Source organism: Chthonomonas sp. (assembly GCF_035294165.1).
GTDB lineage: Bacteria > Armatimonadota > Chthonomonadetes > Chthonomonadales > Chthonomonadaceae > Chthonomonas.
This window is the reverse complement of sequence record NZ_DATGLN010000242.1, coordinates 1-14,512: the sequence shown is the minus strand read 5'-3', so window position 1 is coordinate 14,512 and position 14,512 is coordinate 1. Positions and strand designations below refer to the sequence as shown.

General features: G+C 57.7%; 10 protein-coding genes and 1 pseudogene. 7 read left to right on the top strand and 4 right to left on the bottom strand.

Annotation, left to right across the window (positions count from 1 at the left end; all coding sequences use genetic code 11):
• A pseudogene (locus VKV29_RS13680) lies at positions 1–1,173 on the bottom strand (hypothetical protein); the annotation flags it as partial.
• A 790-nt stretch (positions 1,174–1,963) separates the two neighbouring features.
• Between VKV29_RS13680 and VKV29_RS13675 the strand changes: the two are divergent.
• From VKV29_RS13675 to VKV29_RS13655, 5 genes are all read left to right on the top strand, one after another.
• Entirely contained in the window at positions 1,964–3,217 is a 1,254-nt protein-coding gene (locus VKV29_RS13675) for an acyltransferase (RefSeq protein WP_324201873.1), read from the top strand.
• 632 nt (positions 3,218–3,849) lie between these two features.
• Positions 3,850–5,259 carry a phosphomannomutase/phosphoglucomutase gene (gene manB / locus VKV29_RS13670; RefSeq protein ID WP_324201872.1) on the top strand — a complete coding sequence of 470 codons (1,410 nt, stop codon included), beginning with the start codon at positions 3,850–3,852 and terminating at the stop codon, positions 5,257–5,259.
• Positions 5,260–5,273: 14 nt separating this feature from the next.
• Complete coding sequence (locus VKV29_RS13665) at positions 5,274–6,155, top strand: sulfurtransferase (RefSeq protein ID WP_324201871.1); 882 nt, start codon at positions 5,274–5,276, stop codon at positions 6,153–6,155.
• A gap of 154 nt (positions 6,156–6,309) precedes the next feature.
• On the top strand, positions 6,310–7,209 hold the full coding sequence (locus tag VKV29_RS13660) for a dihydrodipicolinate synthase family protein (RefSeq protein ID WP_324201870.1): 900 nt from the start codon (positions 6,310–6,312) through the stop codon (positions 7,207–7,209).
• A gap of 24 nt (positions 7,210–7,233) precedes the next feature.
• Positions 7,234–8,175 (top strand): NADP-dependent oxidoreductase, encoded by a 942-nt coding sequence (locus VKV29_RS13655; RefSeq protein WP_324201869.1) that lies wholly within the window; start codon positions 7,234–7,236, stop codon positions 8,173–8,175.
• 226 nt (positions 8,176–8,401) lie between these two features.
• Here the strand turns inward: VKV29_RS13655 and VKV29_RS13650 are convergent, their stop codons facing one another.
• The 3 genes from VKV29_RS13650 to VKV29_RS13640 all read right to left on the bottom strand — a co-directional run bounded on the left by VKV29_RS13650 (position 8,402) and on the right by VKV29_RS13640 (position 11,615).
• Positions 8,402–8,563 (bottom strand): hypothetical protein, encoded by a 162-nt coding sequence (locus VKV29_RS13650; RefSeq protein ID WP_324201868.1) that lies wholly within the window; start codon positions 8,561–8,563, stop codon positions 8,402–8,404.
• Positions 8,564–8,777: 214 nt separating this feature from the next.
• Complete coding sequence (locus tag VKV29_RS13645) at positions 8,778–9,932, bottom strand: thiolase family protein (protein ID WP_343217378.1); 1,155 nt, start codon at positions 9,930–9,932, stop codon at positions 8,778–8,780.
• 909 nt (positions 9,933–10,841) lie between these two features.
• A complete protein-coding gene (locus tag VKV29_RS13640) occupies positions 10,842–11,615 on the bottom strand; it encodes a TatD family hydrolase (protein ID WP_324201866.1) in 774 nt (257 codons plus the stop codon).
• A gap of 288 nt (positions 11,616–11,903) precedes the next feature.
• Between VKV29_RS13640 and VKV29_RS13635 the strand changes: the two genes are divergently transcribed.
• Together VKV29_RS13635 and VKV29_RS13630 are read left to right on the top strand one after the other, a co-directional pair.
• Entirely contained in the window at positions 11,904–12,416 is a 513-nt protein-coding gene (locus VKV29_RS13635; protein WP_324201865.1) for a protein-disulfide reductase DsbD domain-containing protein, read from the top strand.
• Entirely contained in the window at positions 12,413–14,350 is a 1,938-nt protein-coding gene (locus VKV29_RS13630) for a protein-disulfide reductase DsbD family protein (protein WP_324201864.1), read from the top strand. Before VKV29_RS13635 ends, VKV29_RS13630 begins: the two co-directional genes overlap by 4 nt.
• Positions 14,351–14,512: the final 162 nt, after the last annotated feature.

The window sequence follows — 14,512 nt, the reverse complement described above, 5'->3', positions numbered from 1 at the left end:
TTGGTAGCGCTGATACCAGCTTAGGACATAGGGGATTTTGGGGTCAGGGGGTGCAAAGAAGTTGACGGTATCGTCCACGGGGGACATGGTAGGCAGCCAGTGGTTCCAGTCGGGGAGGGGCATGTCAATGGGCAGTTCCCGCATGTTCAAATACCCATGAACGGAGGTAGCCTGTGCGTTGATGCCGTTGGGGAACAGGTAAGGCAGCATGGCGTCATCGTTGGGGAGGACGGCGTCAATGCCGGCGCCTGCTGCCCACTCCTGAGCGCCTCTGGCATCCATTCCCGGCCCCGGTTGGTAGGGTGGGTTCCAGGGTCTACCGTACTTGCTGCCGTAGGAGGCAGGGAGGGAGCGGATATAGCTTGCGATCTGCTGCCCTTCTTTATAAGAGAGGCCGTGGAACATACTGCGGACGATGATGGAGGTGTTGGAGTAGTTGAAGTACTTGAGGTCTCGTCCGTCGGTGGCATGGCAGTCCCCACAGTGCGCCTTAATGGTCGGGGCACCAGGAAGGCTATTCAGCTTCAACGTGGCGTTTTGCCAAAGCGCTTGGCCGGCAGCGATATCGTTGGGGTCGTTGAGCGGTGGCTTCCAGGTGGAGGGGTCGTCCTGGGTAAACATGGAGGCGGGCAGCACGTTGCTGCCATCGGCGTGGCGGAAGTTGAAGTTTAACACACGCCACCCGCTGTTGATGCCGTTGGTTTGATTGAAGCGGAAGCTGATGAGGTTCACCGCCCCTATTTTGGGAATGTCGTCTGCGGGCAGTGGGATGGAGAGGTCGAAGGTGGAGATGGGGCTTCCGCCGATGCCGCCGAAATCGCCAGCAATGCCGGGGCCGAGGATGGTAACATGTTGGTTATCGAGCGGAATCCACGTTCCGTTGTTGACACGCACGCTGGCCTCTCCTGGGTACTCCACACCATGCACCCGCATGACCAGGGTGGTGATGGGGGTGTTATCGGAGGAGGGAGGGGCGAAGAAGCGCACGCTCGCTCCGCCTGAAGCGGTTCCGAAGACCTCTATCGGGAGTGTAATCGCCTTGCTTTGTCGGGTCGCCGCACCCAAGCCGGCCACTGCGGCGCAGAGGGCGATGCCGTTTCGCCATGCCTGCCGGATGGGTTGAGAAGGGGAGCGGCGGTTCCGTTTGGTTTTGGTGAGATATGTCAAAAGCATCGTTTGCTTCCCCAATTCTGAGTTGTGGTTTTGCTAGGCAGAAAGAGGGAAGCGGTTGTTACTGCAAGGTCCTGCACCTTTTAACCTGCTGGTTCTCCTCTTTCTGCACTGAGGTTCTTCCATTCGGTGGGGCAGGGGTGGCCTAGTAGGGCTGCGAGAATTTGGGTTGAGGGGTTGCAGGCTCTCTGTGCGAGAGGCAATTCGTGGAGCAAGCCTGCCTTACTCGCTCCCTATCCCGTCCTTTCCGTCCTCGCGGATGAGGGGGAGGGCGTCGGCCTTGAGGGGGCTGGGGGGCGGGGCTGGAGAGACTGCCAATCTCCCGGTTCTAGAGGTAGTTTACAAAACAAGCCTACCTTGCTCGCCCCCTTATCTCGTCCTTTCCCCCTACTAGGGAGAAAGGGGGCGCGCGGTTAGTTCCCGAAGAGAAGCAAATCAAAGAAGACCGCCGATAAATTGGTCTCCCCTCTCCCCAGTGGGGAGAGGGTTAGGGTGAGGGGCTGCAGGGGTAGGTCTTGAAGAGCCGTTGAGATAGACGACTGTCATTTCGAGCCGAAGGCGAGAAATCTTAAGTTTCAGCCTCTGCCGGCTCTGAGGGGGAGGGTATGGCTTATCAGATGCCACCGATAGGTTAGAATGGAGCTTTGGGTTAAAACGTGGAAATGGAGGCTCAAAAAACTCTTTGTCCTGCCGATGATAAAAGGGAGGTTTTCATGTATAATGCACTATCCTAAGTCTGCATTCAATTACATGCCCTAATTTTATCGCAGAGCATGGTGTGGAGGATACCATCATGAGTACTGTAAGCGCCGTAGTACAACCGGAGCCGGTTTCAGCTAAAGAAGCGCCTCGTCTGCGTCTGGAGTTTCTCGACGGCCTGCGTGGGTTAGCAGCCCTTTATGTGGTCTTCCATCATGTCTCTCTGTTTTCCCCCTCTTCTCCAAACCCATCTGCACTTTTGCATGTTTTTATAAAGCTCTACACCCATGTTTTTGCATTTGGTCATCAGGCGGTGGTGGTGTTCATTGTTCTTTCGGGTTATGTTCTTATGCTGCCGGTGGCTCGAACCCAAGACGGCCATATGCCCAAAGGGGTTTGGGACTACTTCAAACGAAGGGCACGGCGCATTCTTCCCCCTTACTACGCTGCCCTAATACTTTCATTCGTTCTTATTGCGCTTGTTCCTTGGCTTCAACATCCACCTTTTCCCTCGGATTGGGATACAGCTTTCCCTCTCTTCTCTAAAATGGGTATTCTGACGCATCTACTCATGCTGCACAATCTCACCTCGCATGGGTATAACATTGATCCCCCCATGTGGAGCGTCGCATTGGAGTGGCAAATCTACTTCCTGTTTCCGTTCGTATTCCTTCCGTTATGGCGGCGTTTGGGCATCCTAGCTCCCATGGGACTTAGCATCGCTTTCAGCTATGGACTACTGCAAAGCCGTTTGCCTATTTATTCCTGGACGGCACCGTGGCTGGTAGTTTGTTTTGTCTTTGGTATGAGTGCTGCCTTAATCAACTTTCGGCAGGAACCGTTTTATCAAAACCTTTGTCAGCGAATGCCTTGGTATGCTTTTGCAGCAGTATGTTTACTTGGTGCTCTTTTCGTGCGACTCCAGGCACGTACACATCTTTTTGGTTCCTCCTACGAACCTTCCGATGCCCTCCACAATACACACAATTTGTTAACAGGCATGGCTGCTGCGAGCTTTATTACAGGTATGGTGAGGTCATTACAACAAAACCGTAGAAACCTATTCTTACGCATCCTCGATTCGAGGCCTCTCGTTGGACTTGGAAGTTTTTCTTATAGTTTGTATCTTGTTCACTACCCACTTGTTGCCGCTCTTTTCTTTGCTTTATCATCGCACCCAGGTAGCCGGGCCTTGGGATGGCTGTCACTCTTAATATTTGGTGTACCGATGATAGTGGGGGTAGCCTACCTTTTCCATCTTGTTTTCGAGCGCCCGTTTATGCCGACACATCTGCGCAAGGGGCAGGCGAAGTCGTTGGAACAGAGCCTTACCGAAAGCAGGTCGTGACCGGTCTTAGCAGACAGCAAAGCAGCGGCCAGAGAGATAGGCGATTGAGTAAACCTTTTTGGCCGCTGAGGGAGAGAGCATCAGCCTTGAGGGGCGGGGGGTGGGGCTGACAATCTTACGGTTCTAGAGTCAATTCGTGGAGCAAGCCTATCTTGTCCGCCCCCTATCCCATCCTTTCCCCCTACTAGGGAGAAAGGGGGCGCGCGCGGTTAGTTCCCGAAGAGAAGCAAATCAAAGAAGACCGCCGATAAATTGGTCTCCCCTCTCCCCACTGGGGAGAGGGGAGGGGTGGGGGCTTGTAGGAGTAGGCCTTGAAGAGCCGATGAAATAGACGCCTGTCATTTCGATCTGTAGGCGAGATGAACACCTGTCATTTCGAGCCGAAGGCGAGAAATCTTGAATTTCCCTTCCCATCAGTTCTGAGGGAAAAGGCGCTGAGGGGAGGGCGTCGGCCATAAAGGGTAGGGTGAGGGGCTGACATGGAAGGGCACCTTTGTCACAAAATACCACGTGAAGAGATGCTGCGTGTCGGCCTTGGCGAAGAAGAGGGGAACATGGTTGTAAAATGGTTTGAACTGCGGTAGCATATAAGGCACGCCAACAAGAATCAGCTTGTATCGGAAGGAGAGATTATGGCCGCCGTCGATCCGAGAGTGTTTCGGAATTACGATATACGGGCGCTTGTGCCCGAGCTGGTAGATGAACAGAGCGAATTCTATTCGATGCTGGGCGACCCCAACGCTTTTCTCGCCCCATTGGATACGGAGGGGGTAACCCAGATAGGGCGCGGTCTAGCCTGCCTGTTCGGCGCCCCAAAAGTCTATATCGGCTACGATGCGCGCCTTTCGGGGCCGGCATGGGCACAAGCTTTGGCCGAAGGGTTTGCCAAACAAGGGGTGGATGTGGTGCTGCTGGGGCGGTGCACCACCGACACCATCTACTATGTGTCGGGCAAATACAACCTGCCTGGGGTGGAGATAACGGCCTCGCATAGCCCCAAAGAGCTGAACGGGATGAAGATGGTGCGCGGCGGCGCACAGGTGATCGGCATGGGATCGGGCATGGAGGAGCTGCGGGATAGGGTGCTGGCAGGGCAGTTTCCGCAGGCAGAACGCGAGGGACGCATCGAGGAACAGGATATTCTGCCGGAGTATGTAGACCACCTTATGCAGTTTATTGACCCGGAGAAGGTGCGCCCTTTGCGTATCGTGGCCGATGCCGGCAACGGCGTGGGCGGGTTGCCGGCCCATGAGATTTTTCGGCGGATTCCTCAGCTTACGGTGACGGAGCTGTTCTTTGAACCGGATGGCCACTTCCCCAACCACGGCCCCAACCCCTTCGAGCCGGAAAACATTGTGACCTTGACGCAGGAGGTGAAACGCCAGGGGGCCGACCTGGGGGTGGCATGGGATGGCGATGCCGATAGGGTGTTCTTTGTGGACGAGACGGGCAAGCCGATACCGGGCGACTTTATTACGGCGCTGGTAGCCCGCCACTTCCTGCAGCGCTTTCCGGGTGCCACCATCGTCTACGATATTCGGGCCTCGTGGGTGGTGCCGGACTGGGTAAAAAAGATGGGCGGTGTGCCCGTCTCCGAGCGCGTGGGGCACTCCTTCATCAAGCGCACCATGCGGGCCCACAACGCCGTGTTCGGCGGGGAGGTCTCCGGCCACTACTACTTCCGCGATCACTTCTATGCCGACAACGGGTTCATCCCCATGCTGGCCGTGCTCCAGATGCTGAGCGAAAGCGGAACCACCATGAGCCGGCTGATCGCGAGCCTGGGAGAGTACTACATCTCCGGCGAGATCAACTCCACGGTGCCCGATGTGCAGGCCGTGCTCGAGCGCATTAAGCAGCGCTATGCCGATGCCAAGCTCGATTTCCGCGACGGCGTTACCGTGGAGTATCCCGATTGGCACTTCAACGTGCGGCCTTCTGCCAACGACCCGGTGATCCGCCTGAATCTGGAGGCGAAAAGCCAAGAGGAGATGGAGCGCCGACGTGATGAGGTCTTGGCCCTCATTCGCGGGCAGGCCTAGGGCAAGGAGTAGGAATGATGGACGATCTGCGTCACCAACATCTGGTAGAAACGGAATGGCTCGCCGAGCAGATAGCAATGGGAGACGACACCCTGCGCGTTGTGGATATGCGGGGAAAGGTGGCGCTGGAGACGCAGCCGGATGGCGCGCAGACCTCCCGCTATCTGGGAGCACGCGATGAGTATGAGCGTGGTCACATCCCCGGCGCCATCTATTTGGACTGGACGAAGGACATCATCGCCGAAGACGATCCGGTGCCGGTGCAGGTGGCCTCTTTCGAGAAGCTCGCCAAGGTTTTCGGGGAGGCCGGCATCGGTAATGAGCACCTGGTGATCGCCTACGACGACCATCCGGCCTCCCAATTTGCCACGCGATTGTGGTGGGTCTTGCGCTACTGTGGGCATGAGAGGGTGCGCGTGCTGAACGGTGGGTGGAACAAATGGGTGAGGGAGGGACGGGCGATCTCCACAGAAAGTCCCACTTACCCTGCAACGCACTTCGTTCCGAATCCACAGCCCCAATGGCGCATAACGGCAGAGGAGTTAAAGGCGCGCCTAGGTACCTCCGTGCAAATTATAGATGCACGCGATGAGGGGCAGTATGAAGGCAAAATACGTCGCGGCCCGCGAGCCGGCCGCATTCCGGGTGCCCTCTCTCTTCCAAGGGAGCGCCTGGTGGGGCCGGATGGCTGTTACCGCCCCACCGAGGAGCTACGAAGGTTGATTGAGGAGTTGCGCCTTCAACCTGATCGGCCTGTGGTGGCCTACTGCAATGGCGGCGTGGCGGCAACGACCGTGTTGTTCACGCTCTCCATGTTGGGCTATACCCATCTGATGAACTACGATGGCTCCTGGAACGAGTGGGGAGCGCGTTCCGATCTGCCGGTGGAGGTTTGAAGCAGCCGCAGGCTTCTATGCGTATCTTCTTAGTGGAGACTCCGCTTTGGCTCTGTAAACGGAGCCGCGCTCCTTTTTCTCCTCCGCCCTGCCGCACTCTCGCGGCCGACGGTCGCAAGCGACCGAAACCTTCAATTAGGAGTAGATAACGTTTATGCCTCACCCACAAGCCGGAAAACTGCGCGGAATCCTCACCGCCATCAATACGCCTTTTCATCCAGACGGGCGCTTAGCGCTGGAACATATGCCCGCGCTGCTCGATTTTCAGAGAGCGGCCGGCATAGATGGGGTGATTGTGGCGGGAACGAACGGCGAGGGCACCTCGCTTTCGGTTGCCGAGCGCAAGCAGTTGCTTGAGGCCGTGATGGCCCACCGTGGCGATCTGCTGGTGGTGGCCGGAACCGGCGCCTCTGCGGTGACCGACGCGCTCGATCTCACCCTTCATGCTGCCGAGGTAGGGGCCGATGCGGTTTTGGTGTTGCCGCCCTTCTTCTTCAAAAATCCAACCGATGAGGGCGTTGCGGCCTACTTTCGCCCGCTGCTCGAACATGTGGATATCCCTCTGTTACTCTACAACATTCCGCAATATTCGGCCGTCCGCATTACGGATGAACTGATGGCCTTGCTCTCGGACTACCCGAACCTTTCGGGGGTAAAGGACAGCACCGGAGATTGGGAAAGCTCTCGCCATTTTATCGAGCGCTACGCCCATCTGCGCATCTTTACAGGGAGCGACCGGCTGTTGGCGCGTTCTTTGCGTCATAAGTCGGCGGGCGGCATTTCGGGTGCGGCAAACTGCTTCCCCGAAGTCATCGTTGCTGCAAGAACGGCTTGGGAACGGGGCGACGAGGCCGGGCTGGACTCGGCTCAGAGGCGCATTGACGCCCTGCTGGATATACTGCATCGCTACCCGCCCATGGCAACCAGCAAAAGCGTTTTGGCCCGTCGTGGGTTGCCGCGACTCAGCGTGCGCCCGCCTTTGGTAGACCTTACACCCTCTCAAGAGCAGGCGTTGCTGGACGAGTTGCGCGAGGCCGGTTTTCTGACGGCATAACACATCTCAAAGGAGGTGTATGGCATGAAAGCGATTGTGGTTCCAACGTTCACGAACCCACCCACACTGCGCTATGAGGAGGTGCCCAAGCCGCAAATCGCCGCGGATGAGGTGCTGGTGCGGGTTCTGGCGACGAGCGTAAACCCCGTGGATACCTACATCTGCACAGGAGCGGCGCAGAGCTGGTTAAACCTGAAACTGCCTCTTATTCCTGGGGCCGACTTTGCCGGCGTGGTGGAGGCGGTGGGCAGCGATGTGAAGGATGTGAAGCCCGGCGATGAGGTCTATAGCTACTCGCCTTTACAACGGCTTGGCGCCTTTGCTGAGTATCTGGCCGTTCCGGCCGCCATTGTGGCCCCAAAGCCACAAAACCTCACGTTTGAAGAGGCGGCCTCGCTGCCCATCGTGGCGCTAACGGCTTGGCAATCGCTGTTTGAGGCCGCGCAGCTGAAAGCAGGCCAGAAGGTACTAATTCACTCGGCGGCCGGAGGGGTCGGAACCATGGCCGTTCAGTTAGCCAAAGCGCACGGGGCCTATGTCTACGGAACGGCCTCCACCGGCAATATCCCCTTCTTGAAGGAGCTGGGAGTGGATAGCCCCATTGACTACACCAGCATCCCCTTCGAGCAGGTGGCCAAAGAGGTGGATGTGGTGTTCGATATGGTGGGAGGAGACACCTTAATGCGCTCTTTGCAGACGCTGAAGCCCGGCGGTTGCCTGGTCTCCATTGTGGGCAGCAGTGCCAACCCCGAGGTGGCCAAAGAGGCGGAGAGACGAGGGGTACGCTATGTGTATGTACTGGTACGGCCGGATAGAGCGCAGTTGCAGCACCTCAACGAGCTGATTGCCGATGGCAAGCTGCGCCCCATCATTGCCAAGCGCTACGCCCTGGAGCAGGCCGGCGAGGCGCTGGCGCAGGTGGCCACGCGCCACACGCGCGGCAAGGTCGTGATGCACGTTCCCTAGACTATAAAGAACGTCTCGCGGGGACTGTCCGGCTTTAGCCGAGCGGGAGAAACCAGAACCGTATCAGGCAGGCAAGCGCGTTCACGCTGACTCCGAACCCGAAACGCTTGCAATCCGCTTGCCTGCCGTCTGAAAACCTTGCGCCCCCGCACTCCTCTCTGGGTTAGCGGTTCGCCTTGCCTTTGAGCGACGAAGGCACTCGCCATCGAAACCCTGACGGGCAATGTCATCCCGAAGCGAAGTTGATGTCATCTCGAATGAGGGGAAGGGCGTCGGCCTTGAGGGGAAGGGCGTCGGCCTTGCAGAGCTGTTGAGATAGACGCCTGTCATTTCTCGTGAGATAGACGCTTGTCATTTCGAGCCGAAGGCGAGAAATCTTGAGTTTCACTGCCCACAAGCTCGGAGGGGGAAGGGCGCCCTACCCCAGAAAATCTTGCGATTTTCTGGGGACCCCTGTATCGGCCTTGAAGTGAGAGATATTGTCACCTCGAAGCAAAGCGAGAGGGAACAGGGCGAACGGTCAGTCGCCCTCATGTTTCGGCAGAAAGCGATCGCTTTGAGTTAGGGACAAGCCGCCTCGTTCAAGGGGCGGTAGTTGACGGTTAGGCGTAGACCTCAAAAAGTCCGGCGGCGCCCATACCGAGCGCGGCGCACATGGTGACCAGACCATAGCGCGCCTTGCGCCGGGCCCCCTCGTAGAGCAGCGTTACCGTCTGACGAGCACCGGTAGCACCGAGGGGATGCCCTAGGGCAACCGCGCCCCCGTTCACGTTGACGCGCTCCATGGGGAGCGGATAGAGTTTGTTGGCCGCCAACACCTGGGCGGCGAACGCCTCGTTGAACTCGATAAGATCGATCTGCTCGAGAGTGATGCCGTGCCTTTGCAGCAGTTTAGGGATGGCGTAGGCGGGCGCGATGCCAAACTGAACGGGGCTTACCGCCACCGTGGTGTACCCAACAAAGCGCCCGAGGGGCTTTAGGTGCAGCTTGTTGGCATGCGCTTCGCTGGTAAGCACCAAAGCGGCGGCGCCATCGCTGCGTTGGGAGCTGTTGCCGGCGGTAAGGATGCCGTCGGGGGTAAAGGCCGGCTTTAGCGCCGCCAAGGCTTCGAGGGAGGTGTCGCGCCGAGGCCCTTCATCGCGTGTAAAAAGAAGGGTCTCGCCCGCCTGGTTGGTGATGGGAACCGGCTCGATCTCGGCATCAAAAAGCCCCTTATCCTGGGCCGCTATGGCCTTTTGATGGCTGCTCAGTGCAAACCGGTCGCTCTCTTCACGGGTGATGGCCAACTCTTTGGCCAGCTGTTCCACCGAAGGCCCCATACCGAGGTAGATGTCGGGGCGTTTTTGAGCCAGTACGGGGTTGGGGCGTAAAGAAGGGCCCATGAAGGGGACGAGGCTCATCGACTCGGTGCCGCCGGCTATCACCGTTTCGGCCTGGCCGGTGGCGATTTTGGCCGCTGCCAGGGCAATGGCCTCCAGCCCGGAGGCGCAGAAGCGATTGATGGTCAACCCCGGTATCTGCTCAGGCAGGCCGGCGCGAAGCGCTGCAATACGCGCGACGTTCAAACCCTGTTCGGCCTCTGGGGAGGCGCAACCTAAAATAACGTCGTCTACCGTGTAAGGGTCAATGTCTGCCCTGCGTAGGGCCGCCTCCAGCACGATGGCAGCCAGATCGTCGGGGCGCGTCTCTCGGAGGGCACCTTTGCCCGCTTTCCCAATAGGTGTTCTTACCGCGCTTACAATAACAACGGATTCCATAAAAACTGAGACAAGGGTACGGTCATCACTAGGCGACATAGGGAACTGTCTCGTCGCCTGTTAAGGCGATGGAAAACCGCCTAAACCGATCTATCCCCTTGTCTACTCCTCCTTTCTTTGGTGATGTTTTTGGTGTATACTCTCCTATACGCATCCAACGCACCGTTCCTATCGGTATCGGCGACGGGGCTGCGCACTGCGCCCTTTCCCTCAGAGCTGATGGGAATTGAAATTCAAGATTTCTCGCCTTCGGCTCGAAATGACAGTCATATCGCCGGCTCTTCAAGTCCCCACCCCCCCGCCCCTCAAGGCCGACGCCCTCCCCCTACCCCGATTCGGGAGAGGAGAGACCAGTAAGTTCATTGGCAGTCCCTTATGATAACCTTCCCTTCGAAAACTAACCACAATAGCCCCCTTTCTCCCTGATAGGGGGAAAGGCCGGGATAGGGGGCGGACAAGGTAGGCTTGCCTGCTGAATATCCTCTAGAGCTGTGAGATTGGCAGTCTCTCCAGCCCCTACTCCCTCAAAACCGACGCCATCGCCCTCAAAACTGATGGGAAGTGAAACTCAAGATTTCTCGCCTTCGGCTCGAAATGACAGGTGTTTATCTCACCGGCTCTTCAAGAATAACGTCCTCCCTCAAAGGCTACCCCTACATGCCCCTCACCCTAACCCTCTCCCCAATGGGGAGAGGGGCACCTCTGTGGCCTGTTTTATTCTTTTAATCACCTATCTCTCTGGCCGCCACGTTGCTGTCCGCGAGGACGGAAAGGATGGGATAGGGGGCGAGTAAGGTAGGCTTGCCTGCTGCATAGCCTCTAGAACCGCGAGATTGTCACTATCTTCATGCTTAAGTATACGTTGAAAGCGGCCTCCTGCAAATGGTTCAAAGCGGTGGGCAAAAAGGGCTAAGGAGAGGAGGCTAACTTTGGAAAGAGGCGATAGGCGTTCTGTGTGGTTATGGAGGCAACCAGGTCGAGATCGAGGCCGCGTAACGCTGCGAGCTTTTCGGCCACAAGGCGCGTAAAGGCCGGCTCGTTGCGCTTGCCCCGATAGGGCACAGGCGCGAGGTAGGGGGCGTCGGTTTCTAAAAGGAGGTGCTCTAGGGCGACACAAGTGGCCGAATCGCGCACGTTGTGTGCCGATGGGAAGGTGAGTGTGCCGCCGAAACCGAGCGCAAGCCCCAAGCTTGTGGCCCATCGTGCCTGTTCCGGCGTGCCACCCCAGCAATGCATGACACCGGGAAGAGGGTGGGAGGCGAGGATGGCTAAGGTCTCTTCGTAGGCCTCTCGGCAGTGGATGATGACGGGCAAGTTCAGCTCCTCGGCCAGTTGCAGTTGCGCCTGGAAGGCGCGATACTGCTGTTCGCGTGGCGAGAGATCGCGGTAGAAATCCAGGCCTATCTCTCCGATGGCGACGACTGCATCCGTACAGGCCAACGCGCGGAATCGGGCGGCTATGGCGTCATTCCATGTGGTCGCATCGTGGGGATGGATGCCGATGGCGGCGTAGAGGGTGCCGGCATGGGCAAGGCTAAGCTTGACCGCCTCCTCGCTGCTAGGCGCATCGTAGCCTACCACGATCATCTTACGCACATCGGCTGCGATGGCCCGTTCCAGACATTCGGCGAGGTCGTCTCGAAGTCTCTCATGGTTGAGATGGCAGTGCGTGTCTATGAACATGGAGACTATTCTACTTCGTTCCTGGCACTTTTGCCATTGGAACCTCCTGGCGCTTCCTTATGTATACTGCCCCCATGGACAGAACCCTTTGCTTGTTGCTCAACCCAACCACCCAACAGCAAGGCGCCTTGACAAAAACCCTTATAAGGGCAGGGTTCCCCGCTCCTACTCTGTATAGATAGGCTATGCGCCGGCCGCCTACATAAGATCGGCGGTAGTTGACTGGAACCTGAATGCGGGCAATGGGCGTAAGGGAAGTGATCGGCAATTTTGGAAAATGGAGGAGAGATGCGAACACGTTTTGGAATTATCATCTGGCTGGTTTTAGGGATAGCCCTTCATGCCAAAGCCCAGTTGGCTCAGCCGCGATTTGTGAAGGTGGCGATACAAGCCCCTAAAACCGTAGCCGTTCACCAGACCTTCCGCTTGAAGGTTCAGGTCATAATCGCTCCGCCCTATCATATTCAGGCCAACCCGCCGGCACCGAATTTCATCCCCACCGTTCTTACAATTAAAACGGCGCCGAGCCTCCACGTGGAGAAAATCCTCTATCCGCCGGCGAAGACCATTCTGTTTTCCGGTCAGAAGATACCGGTCTATGAGGGCGCTATTACCATTGAAGCCAGGTTAAAGGCCGACCGGCCCGGCACGTTCCTTCTGCCGATCGTTCTGCGATATCAGGGCTGTAACGAACGCAACTGCTATCCGCCGACGGAGTTGCAAACCAAAGCCAAGATCGTGGTAGGGGCGACGAAAGTCTCGTTGAAGGTGCCCGAACGCCTAGGAAGGGGACGAAAATGAGGCGCCTTTTGGGAAGGTTAACCTTTATTGGGCTTCTAATCAGCGTTGTCGTGCCGGCCTTCGGGCAGCTTGGGGGGCCGGCGCATATCGCTTTTCAAGCGACCCTTGTTCCGCCGGATGCGAGGGCCGGCGAGGGTGCTGAGATCGTGTTGACCGCCAAAATAGACCCGGGCTATCATCTCTACTCGCTTACGCAGCCGGAGGGGGGGCCGGTGCGAACGACCATTACGGTGCCTGCCGGAGGCCCGTTCGCTTTTGTGGGCAAGGCGGTGCAACCTCCCTACCGTTCGGTTTTTGACCCCGGGTTTCACATGAACGACCAGGAGTATGAAGGGGCGGTTGCTTTCGGCATACCGGTGAAGCTGCGTTCGGGAATAGCGGGGGCACAGAAGGCCGTCGTCACCGTGCACTATCAGCTCTGCACCGATAGGAACTGTCTCATCCCCACCACCGTGTCGGTTCCTCTCCGCTTTAACGTGGCCGCAGGCCCACCACGTCCCGACCATCTACAACCGATCACTGCAGTGCCGCCGCAACCGGCAGGCGCTGCAATAGGCACCTCTTCATCGGCGAATACGACGGGGCAGGCGGCCACGTCGCAGCCGATCAGCGATTCCACCCGCCGCTCTATCGCTTTAGCGGAGCATCGAGGTCTGTTGAGCTTTCTGCTCCTTTCGATAGGGGCCGGGTTCTTGGCGCTGCTTACCCCTTGCGTTTTCCCCATGGTGCCCATTACCGTAAGCTTCTTCTCCAAACGGCGTCAACGGAATGCACGAGAGGGCATTCGAGACGCCCTGGCCTACTGTTTTGGCATTGTGGCAACGTTTACGTTGTTGGGAATTGCAGCGGCGGTGCTTTTTAAGGCCACAGGCATTCGCGCCATCGCCAACAATCCTTTTGTAAACCTCGCTTTAGCCGTTCTGTTCATTGTGCTTGGCATCAATCTCATGGGTGGGTTTGAGATCGCATTGCCGGCAGGTTTGGCCAACCGTTTTGCTGTTGGCACACAAAAAACGGGGGTGTTAGGGCCGTTTTTCATGGGGCTTACCTTCACGCTTACCACGTTCACCTGTACGGTGGCTTTTGTGGGCACATTGTTGGCCGCCGCCGCAGAGGGCGACCTGTTCTATCCCATTATAGGGATGTTGGGGTTTAGCGTGGCCTTCGCTCTGCCTTTCTTTCTGCTGGCGCTCTTCCCGCAGTACGTTGCCCGGCTGCCCCATTCCGGCTCGTGGCTTACCACCGTAAAAGCCTATTTGGGCTTTGTGGAGTTGGCTGCCGCCGTGAAGTTTCTATCGAATGCCGACCTCGTATGGAGTTTGGGATGGCTTACCCGTCCCGTTTTCTTGGCGATTTGGGCGGCCATCGCGCTGATTGCCGGCTGCTATCTGATGGGGTGGTTACTTCTCCCCCACGATACCACCGCCACGGTGGGTAAGGTTCGGCGCGGCTTTGGTTTGCTCACCCTGGTGGCCTGTGTTTACCTCTACGCCGGAATCAACCACGCCCCACTGGGGACGCTTGCGGCCTTTTTACCTCCCGATCCCTATCCGGGTCAGGCGGAAACGGCGAGCGGGGGGCTAACCTGGCTGCATAGCTACGCCGAGGCGCTGGCCCTCGCCAAACAGGAAAACCGCCCCGTGTTCATCAACTTCACCGGCGTCAACTGCACCAACTGTAGGGATATGGAGCAGAATGTGTTTCCCCGCCCAGAGGTGGCCGCCGAACTGAAGAAGTTTGTGCTGGTGGAGCTTTACACGGATCGGGATAGGCCGGAAGACCATCAGAACGCCCAACTGCTTCAGAAGCTTGCCGGTGTTGCAACCCTGCCGACCTATGTTGTGATAAGCCCAGACGGCCGGGTGCGCGCCGTTTTACAGGACAGAAGGCCGCCTCAGGTTTTCTTGCGGTTCTTAGAGGCTCACGATAGTTAAGCGGCCGCAAGGCATAGTTGCTCATAAAAACATAGCAAGGAGACCCCCTGCGTTTACGCGGGGGAGGAATTGCTATCCGCATTCCCCCGATTGTCGAGAGCAATCGTGGCGTCACAATAACTCCTCGCACTCCTTTCCGCTTTCGCTGGTAAGTAGAGAGTA